The 25,062-nt window shown below is 53.0% G+C and carries 23 protein-coding genes; 13 read left to right on the top strand and 10 right to left on the bottom strand.

Features of this window, described 5'->3' with window-relative positions; all coding sequences use genetic code 11:
* Positions 1–114 precede the first annotated feature (114 nt).
* The 4 genes from PsW64_RS05640 to PsW64_RS05625 all read left to right on the top strand — a co-directional run bounded on the left by PsW64_RS05640 (position 115) and on the right by PsW64_RS05625 (position 3,390).
* A complete protein-coding gene (locus PsW64_RS05640) occupies positions 115–1,029 on the top strand; it encodes an alpha/beta fold hydrolase (protein WP_063302978.1) in 915 nt (304 codons plus the stop codon).
* A 61-nt stretch (positions 1,030–1,090) separates the two neighbouring features.
* Complete coding sequence (locus PsW64_RS05635; RefSeq protein WP_063302977.1) at positions 1,091–2,104, top strand: glutathione S-transferase family protein; 1,014 nt, start codon at positions 1,091–1,093, stop codon at positions 2,102–2,104.
* A gap of 308 nt (positions 2,105–2,412) precedes the next feature.
* The gene (locus PsW64_RS05630; RefSeq protein WP_057462935.1) at positions 2,413–2,751 is read left to right on the top strand and encodes a hypothetical protein; all 339 of its coding nucleotides are present in this window, start codon (positions 2,413–2,415) and stop codon (positions 2,749–2,751) included.
* A 258-nt stretch (positions 2,752–3,009) separates the two neighbouring features.
* Complete coding sequence (locus PsW64_RS05625; protein WP_057462934.1) at positions 3,010–3,390, top strand: LTXXQ motif family protein; 381 nt, start codon at positions 3,010–3,012, stop codon at positions 3,388–3,390.
* 49 nt (positions 3,391–3,439) lie between these two features.
* Here the strand turns inward: PsW64_RS05625 and PsW64_RS05620 are convergent, their stop codons facing one another.
* Complete coding sequence (locus PsW64_RS05620; protein ID WP_063302976.1) at positions 3,440–4,204, bottom strand: isocitrate lyase/PEP mutase family protein; 765 nt, start codon at positions 4,202–4,204, stop codon at positions 3,440–3,442.
* Positions 4,191–5,270, bottom strand: a complete 1,080-nt coding sequence (locus PsW64_RS05615) for a bifunctional transcriptional activator/DNA repair enzyme AdaA (RefSeq protein ID WP_063302975.1) — start codon at positions 5,268–5,270, stop codon at positions 4,191–4,193. The genes PsW64_RS05620 and PsW64_RS05615 overlap by 14 nt, the downstream gene beginning before the upstream one ends.
* A gap of 284 nt (positions 5,271–5,554) precedes the next feature.
* Between PsW64_RS05615 and PsW64_RS05610 the strand changes: the two genes are divergently transcribed.
* A complete protein-coding gene (locus tag PsW64_RS05610) occupies positions 5,555–5,923 on the top strand; it encodes a hypothetical protein (protein ID WP_206598989.1) in 369 nt (122 codons plus the stop codon).
* A gap of 50 nt (positions 5,924–5,973) precedes the next feature.
* On the opposite strand, the gene PsW64_RS05605 is transcribed toward PsW64_RS05610, so the two are convergent.
* The 4 genes from PsW64_RS05605 to repA form a co-directional block, all read right to left on the bottom strand.
* Entirely contained in the window at positions 5,974–6,501 is a 528-nt protein-coding gene (locus PsW64_RS05605) for a GNAT family N-acetyltransferase (RefSeq protein WP_063302974.1), read from the bottom strand.
* Between the two features lie 50 nt (positions 6,502–6,551).
* On the bottom strand, positions 6,552–7,919 hold the full coding sequence (repC, locus tag PsW64_RS05600) for a plasmid replication protein RepC (protein ID WP_063302973.1): 1,368 nt from the start codon (positions 7,917–7,919) through the stop codon (positions 6,552–6,554).
* Between the two features lie 282 nt (positions 7,920–8,201).
* Positions 8,202–9,251 carry a plasmid partitioning protein RepB gene (gene repB / locus PsW64_RS05595; protein ID WP_063302972.1) on the bottom strand — a complete coding sequence of 350 codons (1,050 nt, stop codon included), beginning with the start codon at positions 9,249–9,251 and terminating at the stop codon, positions 8,202–8,204.
* Positions 9,248–10,456, bottom strand: coding sequence for a plasmid partitioning protein RepA (gene repA, locus PsW64_RS05590; protein ID WP_057462928.1), 1,209 nt, complete (start codon positions 10,454–10,456; stop codon positions 9,248–9,250). The genes repB and repA overlap by 4 nt, the downstream gene beginning before the upstream one ends.
* A gap of 534 nt (positions 10,457–10,990) precedes the next feature.
* On the opposite strand from repA, the gene PsW64_RS05585 reads away from it, so the two are divergent.
* The 3 genes from PsW64_RS05585 (at position 10,991) to PsW64_RS05575 (ending at position 13,792) form a co-directional block, all read left to right on the top strand.
* The gene (locus PsW64_RS05585) at positions 10,991–12,331 is read left to right on the top strand and encodes a YheC/YheD family endospore coat-associated protein (RefSeq protein WP_063302971.1); all 1,341 of its coding nucleotides are present in this window, start codon (positions 10,991–10,993) and stop codon (positions 12,329–12,331) included.
* Positions 12,332–12,511: 180 nt separating this feature from the next.
* The gene (locus PsW64_RS05580) at positions 12,512–13,288 is read left to right on the top strand and encodes an SDR family NAD(P)-dependent oxidoreductase (RefSeq protein ID WP_063302970.1); all 777 of its coding nucleotides are present in this window, start codon (positions 12,512–12,514) and stop codon (positions 13,286–13,288) included.
* A 21-nt stretch (positions 13,289–13,309) separates the two neighbouring features.
* Complete coding sequence (locus tag PsW64_RS05575; RefSeq protein ID WP_063302969.1) at positions 13,310–13,792, top strand: GNAT family N-acetyltransferase; 483 nt, start codon at positions 13,310–13,312, stop codon at positions 13,790–13,792.
* Here the strand turns inward: PsW64_RS05575 and PsW64_RS05570 are convergent.
* Positions 13,746–14,561, bottom strand: a complete 816-nt coding sequence (locus PsW64_RS05570; protein WP_063302968.1) for a helix-turn-helix domain-containing protein — start codon at positions 14,559–14,561, stop codon at positions 13,746–13,748. The two genes, PsW64_RS05575 and PsW64_RS05570, sit on opposite strands and share 47 nt — an antisense overlap.
* Before the next feature lie 178 nt (positions 14,562–14,739).
* On the opposite strand from PsW64_RS05570, the gene PsW64_RS05565 reads away from it, so the two are divergent.
* Complete coding sequence (locus PsW64_RS05565; RefSeq protein WP_063302967.1) at positions 14,740–15,732, top strand: threonine dehydratase; 993 nt, start codon at positions 14,740–14,742, stop codon at positions 15,730–15,732.
* Positions 15,733–15,780: 48 nt separating this feature from the next.
* Here PsW64_RS05565 and PsW64_RS05560 read toward each other — a convergent pair whose 3' ends face one another.
* Both PsW64_RS05560 and PsW64_RS05555 read right to left on the bottom strand, forming a co-directional pair.
* Positions 15,781–18,642, bottom strand: coding sequence for a DUF2339 domain-containing protein (locus PsW64_RS05560; RefSeq protein WP_063302966.1), 2,862 nt, complete (start codon positions 18,640–18,642; stop codon positions 15,781–15,783).
* A 201-nt stretch (positions 18,643–18,843) separates the two neighbouring features.
* Positions 18,844–19,656, bottom strand: a complete 813-nt coding sequence (locus PsW64_RS05555) for an SDR family oxidoreductase (protein WP_063302965.1) — start codon at positions 19,654–19,656, stop codon at positions 18,844–18,846.
* Between the two features lie 403 nt (positions 19,657–20,059).
* Between PsW64_RS05555 and PsW64_RS05550 the strand changes: the two genes are divergently transcribed.
* The 4 genes from PsW64_RS05550 (at position 20,060) to PsW64_RS05535 (ending at position 24,253) form a co-directional block, all read left to right on the top strand.
* Positions 20,060–21,955 (top strand): 2-oxoacid:acceptor oxidoreductase subunit alpha, encoded by a 1,896-nt coding sequence (locus tag PsW64_RS05550; protein ID WP_063287728.1) that lies wholly within the window; start codon positions 20,060–20,062, stop codon positions 21,953–21,955.
* On the top strand, positions 21,952–22,980 hold the full coding sequence (locus PsW64_RS05545) for a 2-oxoacid:ferredoxin oxidoreductase subunit beta (RefSeq protein ID WP_063287637.1): 1,029 nt from the start codon (positions 21,952–21,954) through the stop codon (positions 22,978–22,980). Before PsW64_RS05550 ends, PsW64_RS05545 begins: the two co-directional genes overlap by 4 nt.
* 182 nt (positions 22,981–23,162) lie before the next feature.
* Positions 23,163–23,525: a VOC family protein gene (locus PsW64_RS05540; protein WP_063302964.1), complete on the top strand. Its 363-nt coding sequence runs from the start codon at positions 23,163–23,165 to the stop codon at positions 23,523–23,525.
* A 200-nt stretch (positions 23,526–23,725) separates the two neighbouring features.
* Complete coding sequence (locus PsW64_RS05535; protein WP_063302963.1) at positions 23,726–24,253, top strand: Lcl C-terminal domain-containing protein; 528 nt, start codon at positions 23,726–23,728, stop codon at positions 24,251–24,253.
* 3 nt (positions 24,254–24,256) lie between these two features.
* Here PsW64_RS05535 and PsW64_RS05530 read toward each other — a convergent pair whose 3' ends face one another.
* Positions 24,257–24,964, bottom strand: coding sequence for a DUF930 domain-containing protein (locus tag PsW64_RS05530; protein WP_063302962.1), 708 nt, complete (start codon positions 24,962–24,964; stop codon positions 24,257–24,259).
* Between the last annotated feature and the right edge of the window lie 98 nt (positions 24,965–25,062).

Genomic DNA, 25,062 nt, shown 5'->3' with positions numbered 1-25,062 from the left:
TTGGCAGCTGCCAAGTCGAGAATTATAAATAAAAACGCTATTCTGCTTTGGTAGAGCTTGTTCTCCCATACGGTATGACTACACTTCTTCTGACATTGCTGCAGAGGAAATTCCATGCGTTCAGATACCCCCATTCAGAAGTTCGTCCATGCGGGAGATCATAAGATCTGTATTCACGAATGGGCGGGCGAAGGCCCTACATTCTTGCTTCTCCATGCCACAGGATTTCATGGTCGCGTCTGGGATTACATCATCAAGCATTTTCCCGGTCGCCATGTCATAGCATGGGATATGCGCAGTCACGGCCAAAGCGACAATGCTGCCTTGCCGAAACTCTGGACTGATCTGGGAGACGATCTTTTCACAGTGGTCGAGCAACTCGGACTAAATCAAGTATTCGGTGTCGGCCATTCTTGTGGAGGTCATTTGTCTATCTTGGCAGCTGCCAAGTTTCCCGAGCTCTACAAAAACATTCTTCTGTTGGATCCGGTCGTGTTTCCTAAACCTCTGCTTCCGTTCTTCAAGCAAATCGCAGATCAGGACCATCCGGTTGCCCGACGCCGAAACCAGTGGGCGGATGTCGACGAGATGTTTGAGCGGTTCAAAACCCGCAAACCATACAACAGCTGGCTGCCTGAAATTTTGCAGGATTACTGCGATCACGGATTAGTCACTTCAGAGCAGGGCGAAGGATACCAACTCGCTTGTCCACCAGATGCTGAAGCCGAGGTTTATCGCACTTGTTACGGAGACCACATTTATCCGCTTCTGGATGCTGTGACTGTGCCAACGACAATTGTGCGCGCACGTCGTCGGCAACCAGATGAGCCCTTGCATGATTTCTCGCCATCGCCCACCTGGGAGCTACTGGCAGAGAACATGCCCAATGCAAAAGATATTTACGTTCCCGATCACACTCACTTCTTGCCAATGGAAAACCCAGCCGCCATTTTGAACATGATGGTTCAAATGGAGAGGGGAGAGCAAATTCAGTGGCAGGGTGATGGAGCGATCTTGAACGACATGTAAACACCAAGTTTGGCAGCGGACCTGAGGAAAATCGGAACCTGCCAAGTCAGGGGAGGGGAATATGGGGAATTTTGAAATACACGGCGCGTTGGGCTCACCATACTCAATGAAGGTTCGTGCAGCGTTCCGAGCGAAACGCATTCCACACGCATGGAAGCTCTGCGCACCTATGGGACCGAACAGCCCAACCAAGCACGTGAAGATTCCAGTCATCCCTGTCGTCAAGTATCCGGATGAGACGTGGGTGAACGATTCCACTCCGCTGCTTCTGGACTTGGAGGCAAAAGGGGAGGGGAGGTCGCTTGTTCCCGACGATCCACTGATACGGTTCGCGTGTTACCTGATTGAGGACATGGCAGACGAGTGGCTTGTGAAAGCCATGTTCCATTATCGGTGGTTTTATGAGGAAGACCGAAAGATCGTGCCGAACTGGTTGCTTTACGACGCTTGTCTTGGTCTGGATGAAAAAACCATCAAGGCAATGGGCCAGCAGTTTGGCGCACGTCAGATCAGCCGCATGCCAAAGGTTGGATGCACACCGGAAACAGCGCCGATCATTGAAGCGTCAACCAAGCGTATGCTCTCTATTTTAGAACAAGCGGTTTTGTCCAAGCAGCATTTCCTGTTTGGCGATATGGCCTCATTGGCAGATGTGGCTCTCTTCGGGCAGCTCTACCAACTTAAAGACGACCCAACCCCGTCTACCATGTTGCAAAAGGAGTTCCCTTTCGTCTTCCGCTGGCTTGACCACATAGATGACGCCTCCGGTTTTGACGGTGACTGGATCACCGAGCTTACTCCGGCAGTCAAAGAGCTTCTTAAGATGGCAGGCGATACTTATCTACCGTTCCTGTTAGCGAACTCCAAAGCCATCGACAAAGGGGAAGCGTCCTTCACAGCAGATCTGCCAGAAGGTTTCTTTACGCAGGACATCTTCAAATACCAGAAGAAATGCCTCGACCGTCTGCGGGATGAGTGGGTGAAGCTGACGCCTGAGCATCGTGAAACACTGAGCGAGTTCCTCATTGGAGGGACAGAGATCCTCGACATCTCACTGGTGCAGCCCACCTCTTAAAAATCCGACTTGGCAGCAATTGTTGGCAGCTGCCAAGTCATCCACGCCCTGCCAAACTCACCTGCTAGTGCGTTACTTTTCCCCAAAATCGGCAGAAAACTGCGATGGTGTGCATCAAAATGTATCCATCAACGGCGCTTATCCGCCCAAATTGTAACCGAGTTTGTCAGAGTTCAAGATGAGCGACAGCCGATTACAAAACTCAAATTGCTCTCTTTCAACTGATCCCCGATAGTCCCTTCAACGCAATCAAACAGTGTCTTTACCCCAAACAGACATGTTGGACGACCGAACCACCGGAGATCAGAATGAAAAGAATTGCAATCGCAAGCGCCGCTCTCGTTACTCTTTCTGGCGCAGCTTTCGCCGATGCTTTGACTTTTTACGACAGCAACGGCACCAAGACGATTATTCAGACAAACTCATTAACCGGATGCGTTGCCATTTATGACTCCGGACGCAATCCACTCCAGATCTGCCGAATGAATGCGGCGCCTGCTGCAGTTGTTGTACCAGCCCCAACCACAACAGTTGTCACTCCGGCCCCGGTCGCTGTCGCCCCCAAAGCATGGGACCGCCGTCAGGACAGAGCAACCGCGCGCCGTGTCATTCGCAGAACCGAAGCTCGTCAGGATCTTTTTGACTAAGCTTCGCCTTTAAAGTTGCCTTAAATCCCAATGCTGGCAACAGTGCCCGCCTCCTACCCGAGGCGGGCATATCTTTATGAAAATGCGAGATAACCTGAATAGAATATTTCCCAATATTTTTAATGGGTTAGTGAAAGTGTAACGACCTGTCACAAGGATCAGAACGGAGACGTTCTCTTACACTATTTGGTTTGCACTTAACGCTGCGTCCACGCACTGTCTTCATGAGCTATCGACTTACAAAAAAAAGGAGCCCCCATGTTCAAGGCAATCGCTCTCTCCCTGTCTCTCCTCTTTGCAACACCTCTCATCGCCCAGGCGGATCCTGGCAAGGGTCAACGTTTGGAAATGATGGCTGAAAAGCTGCAGCTGACGGATGAGCAGAAAGAAAAAGTCCGCCCAATCATGAAGCAATCCATGGAAGAGCGCCGCGCGATCCTGAAAGATGCTGGCATTGAGCGTGGCAAGAAGCCAACCCTTTCACAACTACGCGAAGTTCGTGGTCCAATGCAAGCGTCCAGAGAAAAGATGAATGAGCAGATGGCTCAGGTTCTCAGCGCAGAGCAGATGGAAAAGTTCAGCGCGATGCAGCAGGAAATGCGCGATAAAATGAGAAAGAAATTCAAAGAAGGCAAATAAGACAGCGCGCCGACAAAAAGGGAAGGGGAGCATATGCTCCCCTCTCATTTCAGCCAAGTATGGTTTCAACTTTCCGCTTCAGATCAACCATTGCTTCCCGATAAGGTCCCGGCCCAAAGCTCACCCGCGAAACGCCAAGCGTTCCAAGCTTAGCGATTTCAGGCATGCCCTTCATCATGTAAGCATTCACAGGCAGTGGCACCGCCTCACAAATCTGAGCGATCAGGTCAGGATCAGTTAAGCCCGGAATGAAGAACCCACTGGCACCAGCCTCGGCATAGCGCTGCCCACGCAGCACAACTTCTTCCACCAAGGCAGCATGTTTGCTTGCATCTGGTTCCTGCAAAAACAGATCAGTTCTCGCATTGATGAAAAACGGAATGCCTGCTTCATCTGCGGCATCCCGAAAGGCTGCAATCCGCGCACATTGCTCATCAATCGAGTAAAGGCCGGAGCCCTGGACCTTCTGATCCTCAAAATTGACGCCAACTGCACCGGTTTTGATGATCCGGGCCGCATTTTCCTTCACATCCGCAGGGCTATCTGCATAGGCGCCTTCAAAATCGAGAGAGAAGGGGACATCCACGCTTTCCGCAATGCGGCTTGCGATAATTTCGACCAGCGAAAGCGGAATTTCTTCGCCATCTCCGTACCCGTGCGCTGCAGCAACTGATGCGCTTCCCGTTGCAACGGCCTTGGCACCTGCCTTTGTGGCTGCTTGAGCAGTGCCCGCATCCCATATGTTGTAGAGGACGATAGGCTCACCTTTTTTATGCAGAGCGGCGAACTGTTTTGCTTTATCAGCCTGAGACATCAATAAGGCCTTTCGATCTTGCTATTTTCAATTCAACGTCAATCAATTTCTGTTTTCGCCAAAGACCGCCGCCATATCCGGTGAGGCCTCCGTCCATCCCAACCACTCGGTGGCACGGAATAACAATGGCTATCTGGTTTGCTCCATTGGCGCGGGCAACGGCGCGAGTAGAACTGGGCTTTCCCATCTGCTTCGCCAGCTGGCTGTAGCTTTTGGTGGCCCCAATCGGAATTCGGCGCAGTTCGCGCCAGACATCCTTGGTAAACTCGGTGCCATGCATCACCAAAGGCACATCAAAATCCAGTCGCCTGCCCTCAAAGAATTCGCGCAGTTCTGACGCGATCTGATCAGTCGGTGCAGTCCGGCCAAGGCCCAGATCTCCCTTTACCTGTTTGCGCAATCGGGCAAGTTCAGCAGGCAGTGCTTTTCGGTCAGCAAACTCCAGCAGATGAAGCGCGCGGTCATCGCTCACGGCAATCATCGCGCCGAGCGGAGTATCGAACCAATCCGCCTTGAGCAGACCATCGCCTTTCAACTCTGCCGGTTTACATCCCAGCAACCGGGCAAAGGCTTGCCGGAAAGCATCTGGAGACGAGAAGCCCGAGGCCAATTGCGCATCAACCACCTTGCCACCGTCGGAAAGCGTCTCAAATCCATCACGTAACCGAGAAAGACGCGCCATTTCCAGAAACGTAATCCCGAACTGGCGTTTGAAGCTGCGGCGAACGGTGGAAGGATCTAACCCAAGTTTCGCAATATCGGACTCGGACCATTTATGGTGCGGTTTGGCTTCAAACTCACACAGCAACCGGGTCACCACCTCATCGTTCTCGGCAGACGTGCCCACCGGATGGCAGCGTTTGCAAGGGCGAAACCCAGCTTCAAAGCATTCGGAAATGGTCTCGAAGAAACAACAATTCTCAAACTTTGGCTTGCGGGCGGGGCAGGTGAGGCGACAAAACACTCCGGTTGAGCGCACGCCAACATAAGCCCGTCCATCAAAGTCCGGATTTCGGTCAATCAGCGCCTGATAAAGCACTTTGTTATCTGGAAGTTCAAAAAGCATAGTTTCTTATAGATCCAGTTGCCCCCAAATGCGCACGGTTTTCGGGCGTCTATTAAGGACATCTGCTTTCATGTTACCTCAGCATCCGATTGAAGCTAATCAATAGCAGCATAGAGCAAAGCGCCGCATGCAGAAATTATGCAGTACCGATTTTCTATCAAAACACCAATCACCAGATTGTTGCAAAGGAGCCACCAAATAAGCCAATAAACGAGCGGAGCTAATATTGAGCAACACAAAAGAAATGTGTATCCAGAGTTGTAAATCAAAAATGGAATACACCTTTGAAAAAGATATCTTCTGGCCTATTGGCTCTTTCGCTCGCGCTTATCATTACAGCATGCGCAAAAAAACCAGAGAGCATCGCTCCAGCTTACACCTCAACAAGCTTTTATGAAGGCAGATCATGTAAGGCTCTTCGAAGCGAGCTTCAGAACATTGACCGCGCGTACACCTCAGCTGCTGAGCAACAAAACAATGCCCGTACAAACGACATCGTCGGTGTAGTGTTGATTGGCCTTCCAGTTTCAAGCCTATCTGGCGACAATATAGCTCCACAGATTGCTTCTTTGAAAGGGCAGAGAGAAGCAATTCGCAGCACAATGATAAGCAAGAACTGTAAGGGTGCGGCGGATATCCAGCCAGTCACTTAACATTAAAGAAAGCGGCATCTGCTTGCCGCTTTCTCCAATAGAATCAGAGATCAACCCAAGTTCAGGTTTGCAATGCGAACTTGCATAACGCGGGCAGGGGTGTAGGTGTCGGCAATGACTTCAAACTCTGTCTCACCGCAATCAAGGAAGCCAAGTTTTTGGTAAAATTGCTTGGCTTCCTCGTTCCCTTCAAGCACATAGATTCCGGCGACTTTATCCTCGGGGAACTCGGAGACAGCTTGTTTCATCAGTGCCCGGCCCAACCCTTTGCGCTGAAAGTCGCTGGCCAGATAACACGCCCAGATGAAGACGACTTCGCCGCGAAGGGCACAGGCCAAAGACCCGACGATCTTCTGCTCGCTCTTGGCAAGGTATAGATACCCGTATTCTCCAGGAACAACGCCGCCAAGATCTTCGCTTTCCAGCCTTGCAACCAATTGTTTGGTCAGCTCAGTGCCCAACTCATCCTCATGGGCCTGTGTCCAGGCCGTCGCCAGAAAATCACGCAGCTCCTGCTTGTCGTCTTCCTGAAACAAGGTGATCAGAGGCATTTGCGTTGTAGCTGATCCATGAGCCATGAGTTTCACATCCAATTCTAATTGCTAAGGGTAAACCACCCAACCCAGCGCTAGTTATCTGCAGCAGAGGACCCGGAGGCGGCCAGACCAAACAACGTGCGGTGCAAGGCCAGCTTTCCATCAATTGCCCTGTCAACACAAGCGCGGAAATATCCGGCTGGTCGCGCAATGCTTTCCGGATCGCGCAGGGCTTTTTCAACCGTGGTGATCAAAACCGCAGAAGCCGTATAATCGCCAACCCGTTTTCTCGCATCAAACCAGCCTTTTTGAGAGAGGCCAATCAGCAAACGCATGTCATCGGACGCGTCAATCAAACTGTTCCAGCTGGAAAGATCGAGCCCAATTGCAGCTTGAGTTTCTGCAGTTGCTGAACTGATCAACCCAAGGGAAACCTCAGACAGGAGAGGGGAGAACTGATCGCTTTCATGAGGATCAACATGTTCTGACCAATTCAGACTTTCAGCTTTGCTCAGCTTCTGGCTTGTGGCACGAGTTTCGCTTTTTGGTTCCTTCTCAGGAGCTATTTCAAATCGGGTGAAACCTGATTTGCTTGTATTTATGGATGCGTCGTTAGACGTGTTCCGCCGTTGTTTACTTTTTATCCAAGAGTCTTGAGAGATTGTATTATTATAAGGGGTGACATTATTGTCCTCTGCGCATGACATTTCTGAGTTTGTATCAAAAAAAACATCATGTTCAGCAACATCAGCATCACCCTTTTCCGTTGGTGTTTCGCTCATATCAAAGCGAGCTACTAAAAGCTCATGAAGCATGGTCAATGCCTCAGCGTGGTCAACAACACCCATTGGCTGGTCCATCAACTCATTGAATGCGGATGCGATCTCTGAGACTTCCAGTTCCTCAAGGCTGGCAAGACGGAAAAGGTCTGCCATAGCTCTTGAAAGCCGGCTTATTGTACGCTTGGCTTCCTTTTCCTGGGCAAGACGGGCTGCAAACTCAGCACCAATCTGCTTCAGTTCAGTCAGACGTTGACGTGCTGGAGAGAAATCCAACCCATAGCCACGCTCAATCTGACGATCCTCACCCGCGCGGTAGATATAACGACGCCCTGTTGGGCTATCTTTGTAAGCAAGAACACCAGCTTCCACCAGCCTGCGTAACGAGCGCACGACAGTACGAGAGGAGCGGCTGACATACTCAGCGAGTTTTTCATTGGAAATTGCGACAAGCGGACGGCGGTCCTGCGACCAGTCCTCTGCAGCCGTCAGGCCAATCAGAATATCGAGAATATGATAGGTGGTCCCATCAATTCCCAAAGCAGGCGCGGCCTTCTTCAAAGCCATTGCGACCTCTGATTTTGTCGTCTTCACAATGTCATTGGCCATCGCCAGTTTTTGACTGGCAACCATTGCCGGCGTCAGTTTTCTGAACGACGCCACTGAACCAACAGATTGCATAGCTACACCGTTCACCTACTAAGTCTAGTAGGTGTTCTTATGGGTCAGGACACAAAACATCCTCCCCAAACTGAGGATAAACGGGACAAACTGGCGATTAGCATGCAGAAAGACGCTTCAACACCTTGGTGAAGGGTTGATTCGTACCGCGTCTCGAAGTAATTTGAAGATGCAAAAAAGGGTTACATCGAGCGCTATCGTTTGTTTGTACCCAAGGAATTTCGGTCTTGTTGATTGCCGTCAGCAGGACCGTTTTTCTTTGGAAGAGACGTAACTAGACCGTCATGCATCCTCCTTCAGAATTTCTTCTTCAAACTCATCCATCAGATCCGGCAGGCGGCGCTTCAAAAACGCGGCAAGTTCAGGCTGCTTTTTCGCATCCACCTGAAAGCTCAGCGCATTCGGACCATCCTTCATCAGGATCTGCTTGTCGCCAATCCAGCTTTTAGCGGCTGTGGCGATAGAACCAGTTGTGATTGCTGCCGTTGTCTCGGCAGACTTGCAGGCAGACAGGATCGCGCTGAAGCGCTCGTCACTTGCAGAAAGCTCAAAATCGGCGCTGATCATCACGGCATCAACGCGGGCCTTGAACGGATCAGGCAACTGGCCGTGATTGAAATGACCAGCAAGCTCTTCCCATCTTGGACGCCCGATCTTTGGCGCAGGGCCAATCTCGCGGACAAATTCTTCTGGCAGCGCATTCATCAGCTTGAGCAGCTTGGATACGGTGGTCGCGTCCTTACCAATCGCCTTGGAAATGACCGTCTGCGGGAATGTCTTTGCCAGACGAGAGGCAAACAACGCTGTCTCGATGAAAGACAGGTTCTTCCGCTCATGGTTTTCCTGACCCTGAGCTATCAGAAGGGCTTCATCGGAAAGCTCTTTTATGATGCCGCGAACCGAGATGCCAAGGTCTTTACAGGCACGCCAACGACGGTGACCAAAAGCGATCTGATAACGATCCGGCAGGTCCGGATGCGGGCGCACCAGAATAGGCACCTGCTGGCCGCTGGCAGAGATGGAGGCCTTGAGCTTCTCAAAATCCTCATCATTGGCCACGACCATACGGTCAGACACAAAGGATGGGTCAAGGTCTTCCGTGTTCAGCTCATGCGCGACACTGCCGTCCTCGATCATCTGGCGCAGCTTTTCGTTTTCCTTCTCCACGTTGGAGAAGGTGTTGCGCATAGACTTGATCGCCCCCGGAGAGACGCGTTGCTTCGTTGCCGCCGTCATGGACGGGGCAGGGCCGGGCGATTTCGCCAGCTCAGCCGGATCAACACCGCCAAACATGGCACGCATCTTCTTGGAACGATCAGTTGCCTTGTTCATGGACGACCCCATACCTGTTTGATCAGTTGGAACACTTCCGTATTGGCTGCATCGACCGATTCAAGAGCACGATTGAGGGTATCGCGGGTCATGTTTCCGCGCTCAACCTCGTAAAGGCTCTTCTTTTCCAGTCCCGCATTGGCAATCGCTGTGGTCTCCACAATGGACGCTGCCAACACATCCTCACCAAAAAGACCTCTCAAAAGCGCTGCAACGTTCACCTGCGGCACATCATGGGGTGTATGGCGTGTGAGCAGGTAACGCACAAAATCGTGGCTCAGGGTGCCGCCAGCCTCTTCAATCACCGCCAGCAATTCTGAGGTCATGGAGAGGAACTGGTTCATGGATGACACGTCCAGCATGGCCGGATGCACGGTGATGACAATTCCGGTTGCTGCATAGAGCGCGCCAAGGGTGAGGTACCCCAGCTGTGGCGGCGCATCGATAAGCACAACATCATAATCATCTTCCACCTCCTTCAGGACGGTCGCCATGCGGCGGAAGAACATACCATCGCCGCGCGAAAGCCCCTGAGCAATTGCCTGCGGGGTTTCGTGCTCATATTCCATCAGTTCCAGGTTACCGGGGACAAGATCGAGTCCATCAAAGTAAGTTTTGCGGATAACATGGCTGAGTGGAACGCGCTCCTCGTCGTCATAACGGATCGCGGCATAAAGCGTCTGGTTCTCGTCGACATCGAACTCTGGCTGATAGCCAAACATGGCAGACAAGGAGGCCTGCGGATCAAGGTCGATGGCGAGCACGCGCAGGCCCTGAAGCGCAAGATAGTGCGCTAAATGGACGGTTGTGGTGGTCTTTGCAGAGCCGCCTTTGAAGTTGGCGACGGCCAGAACCTGCATCTTCTCGCCATGACGGCGGCGCGGGTCCAGACGCAGGGCATCTGCAGGGCGTTTTTCAGCCAGATAACGACGTAATTCATTGATCTGAGGAAGGGTATAAATGCGTCTGCCGTTATCCAGCCTTTCGGGGATAACTGCTTCGCCGTTGAGTGAAAGCTGGCGCAAACTGGATTCGGCAACGCCGAGCAGGCCTGCAACCTCGCGCGAAGAAAACGTCTTCAGCTTCTTCATAGCTTCAGGCGGATACATCTTCTCCCTTAAGGATTGCAGTTGCCGTGACAACAAGTCAGAATGGCGTGCAATCTTCTCAGCAGAAGTTTCATCATGTTCAGCAGCGAGCAGCATATTGCCTCTTAACCTCTATGACGGTTTTGAAGTTCAGAGCGAAAATAATCCGTCACAGCGCATCCTTCTCCGTTTCAAAACCCGCGTCAATATCTTTATAGTTAACGAGTATTAACCAATATTAAGAGATCGTTAAGGTTCTTTCCGCTGTCCTTGTACTGCGGAACCGGAGAATTACCAGATATTGCGTAAACCACCGATTTTACAGCAACATTTCCATAATAAGACAGAACAATCTTATTAAGAAACGTCACATTCGCCAAGCCAACAAAAAAACCAGGACATGACGGTTTATGTGCAAAAATCGATGAAATACCGATTTGACAGTTCGAACCTTCCTCTCAACCGGCAGTGTACACGTGAATCAGTCATAGATTCGCACTGAGTCGTAAAGCCCCCAAGTACACGCAAAAACCTAAACCATTAGAGCTTTCCCAAGTTCCGCAAGGCTTTGGCGAGAATCTGTCTTGTATGGTCCGGCCCAACCGGTTTCGTCCTGTTTTGTCCTGATTTCCAGCTGATCTTGGGGGGCCTGTGGTTTCCGCTGTCAAACTTCATCTTTATCGTGTGTCCAGTTCAAACAATGAAGTGGTCTTTTCCAAAGGTGCCCTTCAAAAAATCGGCGCCACGGCCGGTGAACACCTGTCCTTCAAAATAGGCGCTTGTCACCGTTTTTCTGCCAAAACGGCAATCAACACAGAGCGCAGGTCAGCCCTTGGCCTGCCAGCAGATGTGTTTGACGAACTCGGCCTTGCGCTCATCGATGGCCTTCACGTAAAACGGGACGGGGACACCATCCACATCGGCCCGACTATTGGCATCATGGGTGCGGGCAAGTTTGATCCTGAGCGCCGCCACCAGCAGGATATGCTGACATACGCGCAAACCTGCGGCTACATCGCCTTTCTGTTTTCGCCTGAAGATTACAACTGGGCGACAAACACAATCACGGGGGAGACCATGCCTGGTCACCGCCAACCCGGTCTGCCCCTGCCAACCGCCATTTACAACCGCATTCACACCCGCGACGAAGAGCACAAACTGCGTGTGGAAGCGGTGAAGAACCGGATGCGTGCTCTGGGCTCTCATATATACAATCCCGGCTTCTTTGATAAATGGGAGGTGCATGAGCACCTGATGTACGGGCAAAAGCTGCGCAAGTACCTGCCCGAAACCCACCGAGCACCGACACCACCGCTTTTAAAGAAGATTCTGGACCGCCATCACTCCGCTTATCTCAAACCCGTCGACGGGCGAGGGGGCAAACTGCTGATGCGCTTGTCCAGGCGCGATAAAGGCTACCGCTTGCAATGGTTGACCGATCTATCCTGCCCGCATGCGGATTTCATGCAGCTGGAAGACGCGTTTGAGTTTGCCTTCAGTCATACGTCACTGGACCAGTATCTGGTACAGCAAAGTCTCGACTTTTCTTCGTTCGATGGACGGTCTGTCGATTGCCGCGTTCAGATGCAAAAGGACATCAGCGGCACATGGCGCTGCTTGATGATCGGACCAAGGGTCTGCGCACATGGCTGCATCTCCTCCCACTTCAGCCAGGGCGCGGATGTGATTGATCCGGATGATTATTTCACCAACGCGTTTGGCAAGAAGGCCGAGGCGGTGAAAGCGGCTGTCGAGGAGTGTGGTTTCTCCATTGCACATCGTATGGACGACTATCACACCTCTCCAATTGGGGAACTGGGACTGGATATAGGCGTCGACAAAACAGGTTGCCCCAAGCTACTCGAGATCAACGCCAAGCCCGGACGCATGATCTTTCTCGATCCGCGCCACGCAGAAGCAAGAGTGACAACGTTGGAGGCCAGCATCGATTATGGTGCGTTTCTTTCCGGCTTTGGCGACGAGCCTGAGTGACGAGCGGCAAAACATATAGATGTCAGGAAGGTCTTAGCGCTCCGGTTACTTTGATTGCTGTTTGGCCTGTCAGGCTCTCACGTGTTGAGCAAAAACATACCGCATCTGTACTAAAACAACTCTTTGAGCATCTACGCGAGCAAGATCACGACGAGAGTTCAGTCGCATCTGGAGGTCACTGTGGCGCGGAAACTAAATGAATCCTCAGCAGTCATCGTCGGAGGCACATCCGGCATCGGATTTGCTTCTGCCAAAACACTCCTCCAATCCGGTCTTCAAAAACTCACCATATGCGGGCGCGATGTCACCAAGGGCCGCAATGCTCTGAGCAAACTTGCAGCAGAATTTCCCGGCGCATATTTGCATTTTGTGCAATGCGACGCCTCAGACCCGGAGCGCACAGAAACCGCCATTACCCATGCAGAACTGGCTATGGGGCGAATCGATGTACTGGTCAGCACGGCTGGTGGAGAACTCATCCCCAAACCATTGCATGAAATAAAACTGCAAGAGCTCATGCCCACGGTCACCTCACTCATGAGCAGTATCCTGCACCCAATTCATGCGGTTTATCCGGTTATGACCAAGCAACGCTGCGGTTCAATTATTTGTTTAACCTCGGATGTTTCCATAATCCCGACCTTTGGCAGCACAGCCGTAGGGTCTGCAACAGCAGGCATCTCCATGTTCTGCCGTGCCCTAGCGGTAGAAGCCAAACAGCATTGCATCCGGGTCAATTGTGTCAGCCCAAGTGTTGTACGTGGAACCCCTCTTTATGATAAGCTTCAAAGAGATCCTTTTGCTGCAAGCCTCATCTCAAAAGTCGAGCAGAACGCTCATCTGGGCGTCATCAAGCCCGACGAAGTAGCCGAAGCGATCAACTTCCTCGCCGGTCCGGGCTCTGCTAAAATAACAGGACAAATCATTAGCGTTTCCGGAGGAGGTACACCGATTTAGATTTTACAGGTCACCAGTCCTATGGAAAGTTTAGAACGCACTTTTACCCTTTCTGAAATGAGCGAAACCCCCGATTTAATTCCCACCATTGCCCATCGCATCTGGCAGACCTGGTGGCGAGACAAAGGCGTTTTGCAAGACGAGATCGAAGTCAAAGTCCGCGCAGCTCTTTGTCCTGAAGCTGTCCCCACCGCCTTTGTTGCCCACCGCGACGGAACCTACCTTGGCAGCGCATTGCTGATTGAAAGCGACTTTGCCGCCCGTCCTCAACTGACACCATGGGTCGCCGCTGTGTGGACCGAAGAAGTTCATCGCCGCGAAGGTATTGGCACAGCCCTTGTTGCACGCATGGCCCAACTGGCATTTGAAAACGGGTACTCACGTGTGTATCTGTGCGCCTCAGACAACAACACCCCGTTCTATGAGAAAATGGGCTGGCACGTGCTTGAGTATCACGTCAAACAGTTGAACGTGCTGGCGCTGGATAAACCTGCCTCGTCATAAGCTGGGTGGGCGTAACACCAAGGCGTTTTTTGAAGGTTGAACTCATATGTGCGTGGGAAGAAAACCCGCAGGTATAAGCAATCTGGCTGAGAGTGCTGTGTGGTGCGCCAAGAAGTTTGCGCGCCCGCGCCATGCGTCGCTCGACCACATAATCATGGGGTGTTTTGCCAGTGGCGCCTTTGAACGCACGGTTGAAAAAGCCCGCTGACAGGTCCACACATGCTGCCAGATCAGACATGGACATCTGCCGGGCAAGGTGATCTTCGACAAACTCTTCCACCCGCTTCAGCCGCGTATCCGTCATAGAGGCTGCGGATGGAGGATCTTCATAGGCCCCTGCCTGAACTTGCTCCACCACATCCAGCAGAGCATAGAGCTGAGCTTCTATCGCTAAGGTGTCCTGAGGTTTTGCTGCGAGAAGTGCCTTGCGAAGATGAAAAGCAGCTTTAATCGCATCAGGCGAGATGGCATGGTTGAAGCGCATCTGTTCTCCGCGATCTGGCAGGAGTTCAGCTGGTACCGTAAAAGTCAGATACTCCCCACCGCGCTCGCTCTCCGAGGTGACATCGCATCCCCTCGGCACAAAGGCGAGGCTGTTGGGCCGGGTCCAGAAATCAACCCGGCGATCGCTGTCAAAAGAATGCGCCCCGCGCTGGCTTTCAAACGCAAACCCGATTGAGGCCCGCGCCGCCGTGTAGGCAACAGCATAGGCACTGCTTGGCAACAACTGCAGCTTCCACTTGCTGATAATGTCCCGCGCTGAACTCATAGCCTCAGTTACTTCAAAAGGTTCTTCTGATTTCCGACGCCCTATCTATAGGCCGACTAACCCACGGCAAACAAGGGGACATTCGCCAAAGGCGTTTAGGTCAGTATTTTGAAAGCCATCATCAGCGTCAGGTTTTAAGCTCATGGCAAAGTGTTTTTAACTTCCAAAAGGAAATCGAATGCCGCTGTTTTCGCTAGAGGATCTGGAAGCTGCCCACACCACTGTTAAGCAGTTTGTCCCTGAAACCCCATGTTATGCATGGCCATTGCTGAAAGAACGTAGTGGTGTTGATGTTTTCGTAAAGCATGAAAACCATACGCCAACAGGCTCGTTCAAGGCGCGTGGCGGCTTCACCTATGTGGATGCCTTGATGAAGTCTGCGCAAAAGCCCACCGGGCTGGTGACGGCGACGCGCGGCAATCATGGTCAGTCCGTTGCTCTTGGCGCGAGCCGAAGTGGCGTTCCCTCTTATATTGTTGTGCCCGAAGGCAACTCACTGGAAAAGAACGCCGCCATGCGCTCGTTTGGGGCCAATGTGATCATTGCCGGCAAGGATTTTGACGAAAGCCGCGTGGTTGCGCAGCAATTGCAGGAAAAGCACGGCTATCACATGGTGCCTCCGTTCCACGAGAACATCGTCAAAGGTGTCTCCACCTATGCGCTGGAGCTGTACCGTGCGGTTGCTGATCTGGATGTGGTTTATGTCCCGATTGGCATGGGCTCTGGCATTTGCAGCCTCATCACGGTTCGCGATTTGCTCGGCCTGAAAACCAAGATCATTGGCGTGACCGCTAAAAACGCCGCTGCCTTTGCGCTGTCCTTTAAAGCTGGCAAGGCAATTCAGACGGACACAGCCAACACCTTCGCAGATGGGATGGCCTGCCGAGATCCGCAGGCACAGCCGCTGGAGATCATCCTGAAAGGCGCGGAAGATGTGGTCAGCGTAAGTGATGCGCAAATTGCTGAAGCGATGGCGGCCTACTACAAAGACACCCACAATTTGGCAGAAGGGGCAGGGGCTGCGCCACTTGCAGGCCTGATGGCGAACAAACACAATTTACAGGGCAAACGGGCAGGCGTGATCCTGACGGGTGGCAACATTGACCTGACCACCTTCCTGAGTGTGATGAACACCCACTTACAGGCAACTGGTGAACTTGCATCAGCCTAACAAAATAGGCCGGATAGACGTGTTTGCTCTCTCCGGCCTTTTGATGACTTAAGCCTGATCTTGCTGAGGTTTGAGCTCCGGCTCTTCCTCTTCAACTGGCGTGTCAAACGACAAGAACCGTTTGTTTGCCCAGGCAATACCAACCAGTGTTAGTCCAAGACCAATGAACGATGTTGCGCGGGCAAGACCATACAGACCCGACATGTCGATGAAGAACACTTTCAGGCAGGTGATGATGATGAACGCCAGTCCTGCCTGCCCAACCCGTTTACGTTGCTTCACAGAAGCAAACGCGATCAGCCCAACTGAGAAGATCAGCATCGCGACGGTGTAGCTGTAGAGTTCCTCCAGAACCACACCAGGCGCTGTCAACACAGGCCCCTGCCAGAAGGCGCGGATTTCCAACCCGACAAACATAACCAGCAAGACGCCCGCCAGACCGCGTGTCACGTTTTGCAGGTAAGCCTCACGGGTCCAGAAGCGCTCAGTTGCCAACAGCAATGCCAGAGCAGGATACAGATAGGCAATTGAGAGGCTATCAATCGGGAAGTAGCCGAAGACATGGTCCCGAGCCAGTGGGTTGGCCAAAATCGCAACCAGACAGTTCAACACTGCAATGGCCCAGTACCAATGGAATAGCCCTCGTCTCAACTTGGCGAAGGAATTTGAGAAACTCATCCGCTTCAGTTGAACGGAAACCTGAATTGCCAGAACAAAGGCATAGGACCCATGCATCACATACATGGGCATGTCGCCCTGATCGCGGTAGAACACCTGAAGCAAGGCGCAGAAGAACAGGGACAGAGCTGCCCAGACAGTCGTTTCAAACACAACTGCTTCGCTCTCATCCCCGCGCTGCTGGCCGCGCCACCAGCCAAATGCGCTGAGCGCGAGCACTGGTAGGAACAGCAGCGAAATGTCTCCGTAACCCGCTTCGCCAAATCCGTCGATGTAACGCTGCGTGGTGAAAAAGACCATGCCACTCAGGTAAGCAAAGAATGCCTTTCGTGCTATGCTAAGCCCGAACAGATCTGAGATTTCAAGAACCGCAACGGCTCCGATCATGAGAACCATCGGAAGCGTGATCTCGCCAAAGAAGTAGTAGGCAAATGGCAGGAATAGCAGGAAGGCAAGGGCGGCACTGCCCTCAGTCCCAAACTCAAACTTATGCGCTGACTTGCGGAGGTAGACCGCCACGCAAACTTGCAGAGCAAGCGCAAACAGGTAGCCAAAGGCTCCGATAGCGCTCAGCAGCTCTGGCGCGTGCAGGACCGTGTAGACAAAGTAGACCCCCGCGCCAAGCCCCGGCAAGGCGACGGCAGACCAGTTCCAGAACCACGCACGCGTGGAGGTTTGGCCACGTAACAAGCTGCCTCCTGTCACCGCTGTGATCGTAACAGCCAAAGTGGCAAGATAGAACAGCTGATCGTCTGGCACAGATTGCCAGGCCAGCGCCTTCGGCATCCACATCATCAACGCAAAGCCTGCAAGCAGTGCTGGTCCAATCAGGTCAAGGCTTTCCGCTTTACTCAAAAAGAACACATAGGCGACCAGCAAACCGGCGAACATCAGCGTCATTGGTCGTGCCAGACCCATGTCTTCACCCGCAAAGAACAACCCGGTCAGCAGTACGAGACCTGTCACGGCGTAGCTTAGCAAAGCTGGATAGGTCTTCTTGTAGTCCCAAAACGCGTTGTCTAAAGGCCAACAGGAGATCGCTGACTTCGGCGGAAAACCAAAGGCAGGCACCGTAATCGTCAGCGCAAGAATTGCGGCCAGCATGAGCGGTGTCAGTTGTTGTTCCGGCATCTGGATCTGCATCAGGAATACCCAGACGAAAACGGAAAGAACGCTGAGTGTGGAGAGCCAGATCCAGCGCTGCAAGCGTTCAACCGCAAAGCTTGTTGCCAGCACCATCGCAAAATAGAGATAGAGCAGAGCGGACGGTTCTGACCCGCCCACCAGCAGCGGGGAGTAATAGGCCCCAAGAATACCAATGGTCGCCAGCACTGGGCCATAAAGAAGGCCACCACCAATCGCGAGCCATGACACAAGCGCCAATCCGATGAAGGTGGTCGTTGGGCCAATCAAGCCATAAAGCGAATAAGCACCCACTGTGGCGCTAAACAGAGACGCAAGACCACCACTGGCTGCCGCAACCAGCGGGCCGAACGGATCGACATGCGCCTCTTTCTGTCGGAAGCGGAAGAACTCGGAGCCAGCAATCAGCAGGACACCAAAGGCCAGCGCACAGCTGATGCGCATGGCTGGTGAGAGGACGCCGTTCTCAATTCCGTATTGAACAAAGAAGATACCGCCGAAAGCAAGCGACAGCGCACCCAGCCAAACAACCCAGTTTTTGCGAACATTGTCGATGATACTGCGGGCAACCCCGGTAAACCACGCTTCAATCGGATCAGCCTTTGGCTGAGGTGGCGCAGATTGATGCGAGCCTGCCTTCCGCTCAGATTTTGGAGCGTCTTTCTGGGCATTTTTCTGAGCAAGCGTGTCGCGTTTCTCAGAGACTGAAGCCTGCTCAGAAGCTAGAGCAGCCCGCTTTACAGCCTGTGCTTTTGCATCCTCTTTCGGTGCTTCTTGTGCAGCGATGCTACTCGGCACAGGAGGTGGCGTTGGTTTCGCCACTTCACTCCTGGTATCCACGTCTCTCATCCATGGCTTCTTCGACACAGACGGCACATAAGTTTCACGATGCGTCGCTGGCTTTTCAGCAGCAGTTGGAGCAGTCCCCACATTTGGAGGCTGGCCCTGCAACTCAGCCATGCTCTTGTGCAGCTCTTTCATCTGCGCATTCAAAAACGTGAGTTTGAGCGCGATATCTGAGAGGCGGTTGTAAAATGCGAATGCCACACCAAGAAAAAGGGCGACGGCAACAATAATTATGAGTTCCATGAAAACCTGAGGAAGCAAGACTTAAAGAAAAAAGACTGCGGTAAACCTACACGCATTGCCCGTTAAGAGCCACGACAATTTTTCCTGTGCCTGACCTGCAGCTGCCTCAACTGGTCTCAGAAGCTTCAAACAAAAAACAGAGGACACCACCGCATCCTCTGCTTTCAAATTGTACTGTTGGGGGAACGGTACAATCAGACCCTAAAGGCCAAGCTGTTCCTTCAAGTCGCCAATGAATGTTGCATCATCCAGTGCTTTGCGGTTGTCGAGGAACTGGACGGCATCCGCGCCAGCACGATAGCGCAGGGTATCGGTGCCGTCCGTGACAGCGGTATAGATGACGTCTGCCACAACGCTTGGTGCGGAAGGCTGCATGCCTCCGTTCATGGCTCCAAACAGCGCTTGCACAACACCCTGGTATTCCGTCATGCTCTCGTCATTGGTGAAGTCGAAAGAACGACCGGCGAAATCGGTGCTGATCATTCCGGGTTCAACAATCTTCATCTTGATGCCAGCAGCCTCCAGTTCAAAGTGAAGCGCCTCTGAAATGCCTTCAACCGCAAACTTTGTGCCGTGATACAGCGCGCCGAGCGGGAAGGTCATCTGGCCACCGATGGAGGAAATGTTCACAATCGTACCGGATTTGTTGGCGCGAAGGTGGGGCAGGACACCTTTTGTCACCGCAATCAGGCCGATGACGTTGGTTTCAAACTGGCGGCGTACTTTCTCCATGGAAAATGCTTCCAGCGGGCCATAAGCGCCATACCCGGCGTTGTTGAGCAGCACGTCAATTTTGCCAAAGCGCGCAATGCCCTCAGCAACAGCCGTTTCAATGGAAGCTTCATCCGTCACATCCAGACGGGTCACAAGAGTATTATCAAGCTGCGTCAGCTCCTCTTCCTTTTCGGGCTGGCGCATGGTTGCGATCACGTTCCAGCCTTTGTCGTGAAAGGACTGTGCGGTGATCTTGCCAATGCCAGAGGACGCGCCTGTGATGAGAATAGTGTTGGACATGAGAAACTCCTGAAACCTTATGCGAGATGTCTTTTTGGAACTCGCTTGTTATTCTTCGTCTCTGTCAAACTAGGGATGCAGTTGGATCGGTTCAAAGCCATATCGCGCCAAATGACTCGCAAATGACGCCAAACTTAAATCTGTCAGGGTGCAGAACGAGAATGGACGGGATACAGGGGAAAACATGAGGCCGAAACCACCAAGATCGGTACAACTGCTGAGAGCTGTTCGACCAATTACCAGCGGGCTGCGTTAACGGGTCGCAACTCCATTCCTGCTATTACAGGCTACAAAAAGCCACAGAGAAGTGGGTATTCTGGCTCAGCTGATTGGCAATGTCCTGAGGGACAAAAGAACAGACGAGATTTCTGCCACTGCCGCTGCCAGTATTTTGGAGCCGATTATGCAGAACGGACTGGAACACAGCACAACAACGCGTGAACTTCCTGTCTCCCAGCAGCCGGAGGTCGACTATGTGCGCGTCCGCTTTGCCGGAGACTCGGGCGACGGCATTCAGATGACGGGCACGCGGCTGGCTGAAAGTGCTGCCAGATTTGGCAATGACATTGCAACCTTCCCGGATTTTCCGGCGGATATACGCGCCCCAAGCGGAACGATCTACGGTGTCTCAGCCTATTCCCTCAATATCGGCCACACCGAGGTGGACACGTTTGGTGATGAAACCGACGCGTTGGTGGCGCTGAACCCGGCAGCCTTGCGTAAGTATCTGGAAGGTGTGAAGCAGAACGGTCTGCTGATCATCGATATGGACGCCTTTACCGAGCGCGCCATCACCAAAGCAGGTTTTTCCACCAATCCGTTGGAAGATGGGTCACTCTCCAGCTTTCGCGTGCTGCCATTGGAGATCACCAGCAACACAGAAAAAGCGCTGAAGGAAACAGGCCTTTCCGCAAAGGATGCCCGGCGCAGTAAGAACATGTGGACCCTTGGCCTCGTGCTTTGGCTATTCGAGCGCTCCACCGCAGATGTTGAGCATTGGATCGAGCAGAAGTTCCACAAAAAACCGGATGTAGCCAAAGCCAACATCATGGCGCTGCAGGCAGGCCACCTTTACGGGGAAGTCAGCGATCTGCCGCCGGATGTTTCCCGCTACCGCATTCAGCCAGCTCCCTTAATGGAAGGCGAGTATCGGTCCATCAATGGCAACGAGGGCATGGCCTATGGCCTTTATGCCGGTGCAACCCTTGCCAATCTTGAACTGTTTTACGGCTCCTACCCAATCACGCCAGCCTCTCCACTGCTGCACACAGTGGCAAAGTTGAAGGAGCTGGGTGCGATTTCGTTTCAGGCGGAAGATGAGATTGCCGCCATCTGCGCAGCTATCGGCGCTTCTTATGCCGGACATCTGGGCGTGACGGGCTCTTCCGGTCCCGGCATAGCACTGAAGACGGAAGCCATCGGCCTTGCCATCATGACAGAGCTGCCGCTGGTGATCGTCAACGTCCAGCGCGGTGGTCCTTCCACTGGCCTGCCAACTAAGACGGAGCAGTCCGATCTGTTTCAGGCCATCTGGGGCCGCAATGGGGATGCACCGCTGCCTGTCATCGCACCAGCCCATCCGGGTGAATGCTTTGACATGGGCGTGGAAGCAGCCAAGCTGGCCACAAAGCACATGACACCACTCATGGTGCTTACTGATGGCTACATTGCCAATGCCAGTGCCCCATGGAAACTACCGGACTTCAGTGATCCAGCCTATGCTCCATTCCCGGTCAAGAAAGCCACAGATCCAGAGGGTTTCCTGCCCTATGACCACGATCCCGACACCATGGCCCGCCCGTGGGCTGTGCCGGGCACTGCTGACTTGATGCACCGCATTGGCGGGCTGGAGAAGCAGGCGGGCAGTGGCAACATCTCGTATGATGGTGAGAACCACCAGCTTATGACCCAGATCCGCGCCCAAAAGCTGGAGGCCATGGCGAAAAGCATTCCGCCGCAACATGTGGAATCTGGAGAGGCCACCGGCAAGTTGGCCTTACTCGGCTGGGGTTCCAGCTGGGGTCCAATCCGTGTGGCAGCCCGCCGTGCAGAACTGGAAGGCAAGTCCGTCTCCCACATTCACCTGCGCCACCTCTGGCCTTTGCCGCCCAATCTGGAGGAGCTGCTCTCAGGGTTTGATCGGGTGATCATTCCAGAAATGAATAACGGCCAACTGGCAACGGTTCTTCGTAGCCAAATGGATGTTCCGGTTGAGAGCGTTTCCTGCGTGAAGGGACGTCCATTCCTCGTCCGCGAAATCGCCAAAATCATTGAGGATGCGCTGGGAGTTTCATCATGACTGACCTGAAACCAAAAGATTTCGCCAGTTCTCTCGATGTTCGCTGGTGCCCGGGCTGCGGTGATTACGCAGTTTTGAAAAGCCTGCACAAGATGCTGGCAGACACAGGCGCAAAGCTGGAAGACACCCTGTGCGTTTCCGGCATCGGCTGCTCCTCCCGCTTACCATACTACATGGCAACCTATGGCTTCCACACAATCCATGGACGTGCACCTGCAATTGCTTCCGGTGCAAAGCTTGCTAATCCTGAGCTGGATGTGTGGGTGTTCACGGGTGATGGGGACGGCCTGTCCATCGGCGGCAACCATCTGCTCCACGCGCTGCGCCGAAATCTTGATATGCAGATCGTGCTGTTTAACAACCAGATTTACGGCCTGACCAAAGGCCAGTACTCGCCAACCTCGCAAAAGGGCATGCGCACGCCGAGTTCTCCGGGCGGTACAGTGGAAATGCCACTCAACCCGGCTCGCTTTGCCATTGGGGCAGGCTCCAAGTTCATCGCTCGCAGCATTGACACACAGGCCAAAGTGCTTGGCCCTATTTTGCAAGAGGCACGCGACTTTGACGGCACCGCCTTCGTGGAAGTGCTGCAGAACTGTGTGATCTTCAACGACGGTGTGTTTGATCACCTGAAAGATAAGAAGCAGGGGCCGGACCACACCATCGTCGTGGAACATGGTCAGCCCATGGTGTTTGGCGTCAACAAAGACAAAGGCATTCGCGTGAAACCCGGCGGGTTTGGGCTGGATATCGTTTCATTGGAAGAAGACGGCGTGACCGAAGCAGACCTACTGGTCCATGACGAAACCAACCACGCACTGGCCGTCGCTCTGGCAGAGCTTGGTGAGAAAGACGGCGAGCCAACCGTCCTCGGCATCCTGTTCCGCGAACAAGCCACCGAATTCGGCACCGCCAGCCGCATCGGCCTGCCAGAAAAGCCCCTGAGCATGACCGAAAAACTCATTCACCTTTCCGCAACCTTGCGTGCAGCAGAAACGTGGGATGTGGGAGAGGACGCGGCTTAATTCCAACCATTGCTCACTCACCAGAACCTGACAAGCCTTGCTTCAGGTTCTGGTGAGCCGGTTTATCTAAACCAATCAACCCAAACCACCATCATCCTCTGATCAGCTCTTGAAGCTTCTGCCTTGCGAAGGTCAAGGCAATTGAGGAGTATGTTCTGCGGCCAGCATTTGGGGGAACTACTATGGAAAAAGTTACAGGAATTGGAGGGATCTTCTTTAGAGCAAAAGATCCTGCAGCTGTCGCTCAGTGGTACGGGCAACATCTGGGTATTAATCTGGCGCCAACAAATATGGAAATGACACCTTGGGTCTCGACTGAGGGCGTCACCGTGTTCTCGCCCTTTGCTCAGGACACCGATTACTTTCCGCCAGACCACGGCTTCATGCTCAACTTCCGCGTGGCGGATCTGGGCAAAATGCTCAACCAGCTTCGCAAGGCTGATATCGAAATCTCTCAGGAGCAAACCATGGATGGCGTTGGTCGCTTCGCCAGAATTCATGATCTGGAAGGCAATCCCGTTGAGCTCTGGGAACCGACGGCATAACGCGCCCTTCATCTTTAAAGAGAATAAGAGCGGCCCCAATCCGCTCTTCTTTGCGGGACGCACAGGTTAATCTTGGAAATGCCCAAGCTGCCATAAACACACCACTATTTCCCGTCAGTGAAGTGAAATAGCGCTGCGGTTTGTTTGATAAAACATGCACGCACCGCGATCTTTCAAAAATCACTTTGCGATGTTTTATAATGACAAAAAAGCCTTTCGTCCTCACCACAGGTGCCGCTCTCAGCCTCTTCCTGTCAGCCTTCCCCGCCGCTGCGCAACTTGATTGCAGCAACAAACCTGCCTTGCAAGAGCGCTTTACTCTTGAAGGAGCTCTGGTCAAACAAACCGGTTTCGCGTTGGAATGGAAACGCTGCGCAGAAGGCATGACGTGGGAAAGCAATAGTAAGAGCTGTTCCGGTGAACCAATGCAGGTAGGGCAAGACATCGCGGCCTCTCATTTTGCAGAGAACAGCCAAGGCTGGCGTCTGCCAACAATCCGCGAGCTTTATGGCCTGCTGGATTCCACCTGCGCTGATAAAGACGAACTACACGCCCTGTTTCCAGACCTTACAGCACCAGCCTTCACCGACTACGCTGACTTCTGGTCCGCCACTGGAGACCAGAAGCTGAAAGGCATGTACTACTATCTGGACTTCGTCACCTACGCCCTAGACTTCCACAGCCAGGGCTACTCTCTGGCCGTCCGAGCCGTTCGCGACACCAAGTAACCTTCACTCCGCAAACAGAAAATGGTCCTCCCACTCTGACCGTGCGATGACGTCGCCTGCCAGGAATTCCAGTGCGGTGACGAGGTTGGTGGTGGGGTTGTAGGTGCATTTGTAGGTGAGGTGGTACCAGTCGCCCTTGCTGCGGAAGGCTGCGCCGTCTGCGCTGACGGAATTGCCGAAGACCACCGGGTCTTTATAAGCAAAGGCGACCACGCGTTCCGGGTTGAAGCTCTCGTTCCATAACTGGATTTGCTCCATCACTTCCAGATTGCAGAGCTGCTCGCGCTGGTCGGACGGGTCAAACAGAACAAGCGAATCTTTCAATTCTTTGTTTTCAGGTGCGTCCAGCAAACGGCCCAACTGAAAGTGCTGCGCAACAACCGGTTGCGGGGTTTGGATGACTTCTTCTCTCACGACTGGCGGCGGCAAAGGTTGCGGGTCTGCTTCGTCCAGTGGAGCAGAGGAGAGCGATGCAGTTGGAGGTTCTTGTGGGATTGGCGGCGCGATGAGTTGCTCAAACTGAGCAGTGCCAATGAGCTCAACGCCAATGCTTTTGACCGGGCTTCCACGAAAGCTACGAGGCAGGTGCGACATGGCCAGCACCCAGTAGGCGAACAGATGCACCATTAAAGAGGACGCAAACACCAGCGTATAGGTCTTGTTGGACCCCGCAATGACATAGCTGTTTCTGTCTGCTTGCAATGCGTGCAATGAATCAATCCTGTGTCCCGCCGCTCGATATGGTCAGACTCAAGGCAGAACAAGGCAAAAATCCGGCAGAGCCTCTCACATTTCAACTTACCCGCAAC

Origin of the sequence: Pseudovibrio sp. W64, from assembly GCF_001623145.1 — a bacterium.
In the GTDB taxonomy this organism is placed as follows: Bacteria; Pseudomonadota; Alphaproteobacteria; order Rhizobiales; family Stappiaceae; genus Pseudovibrio.
Note: the sequence above shows the minus strand (reverse complement) of the source record. Positions and strands in the feature narration are given on the sequence as shown.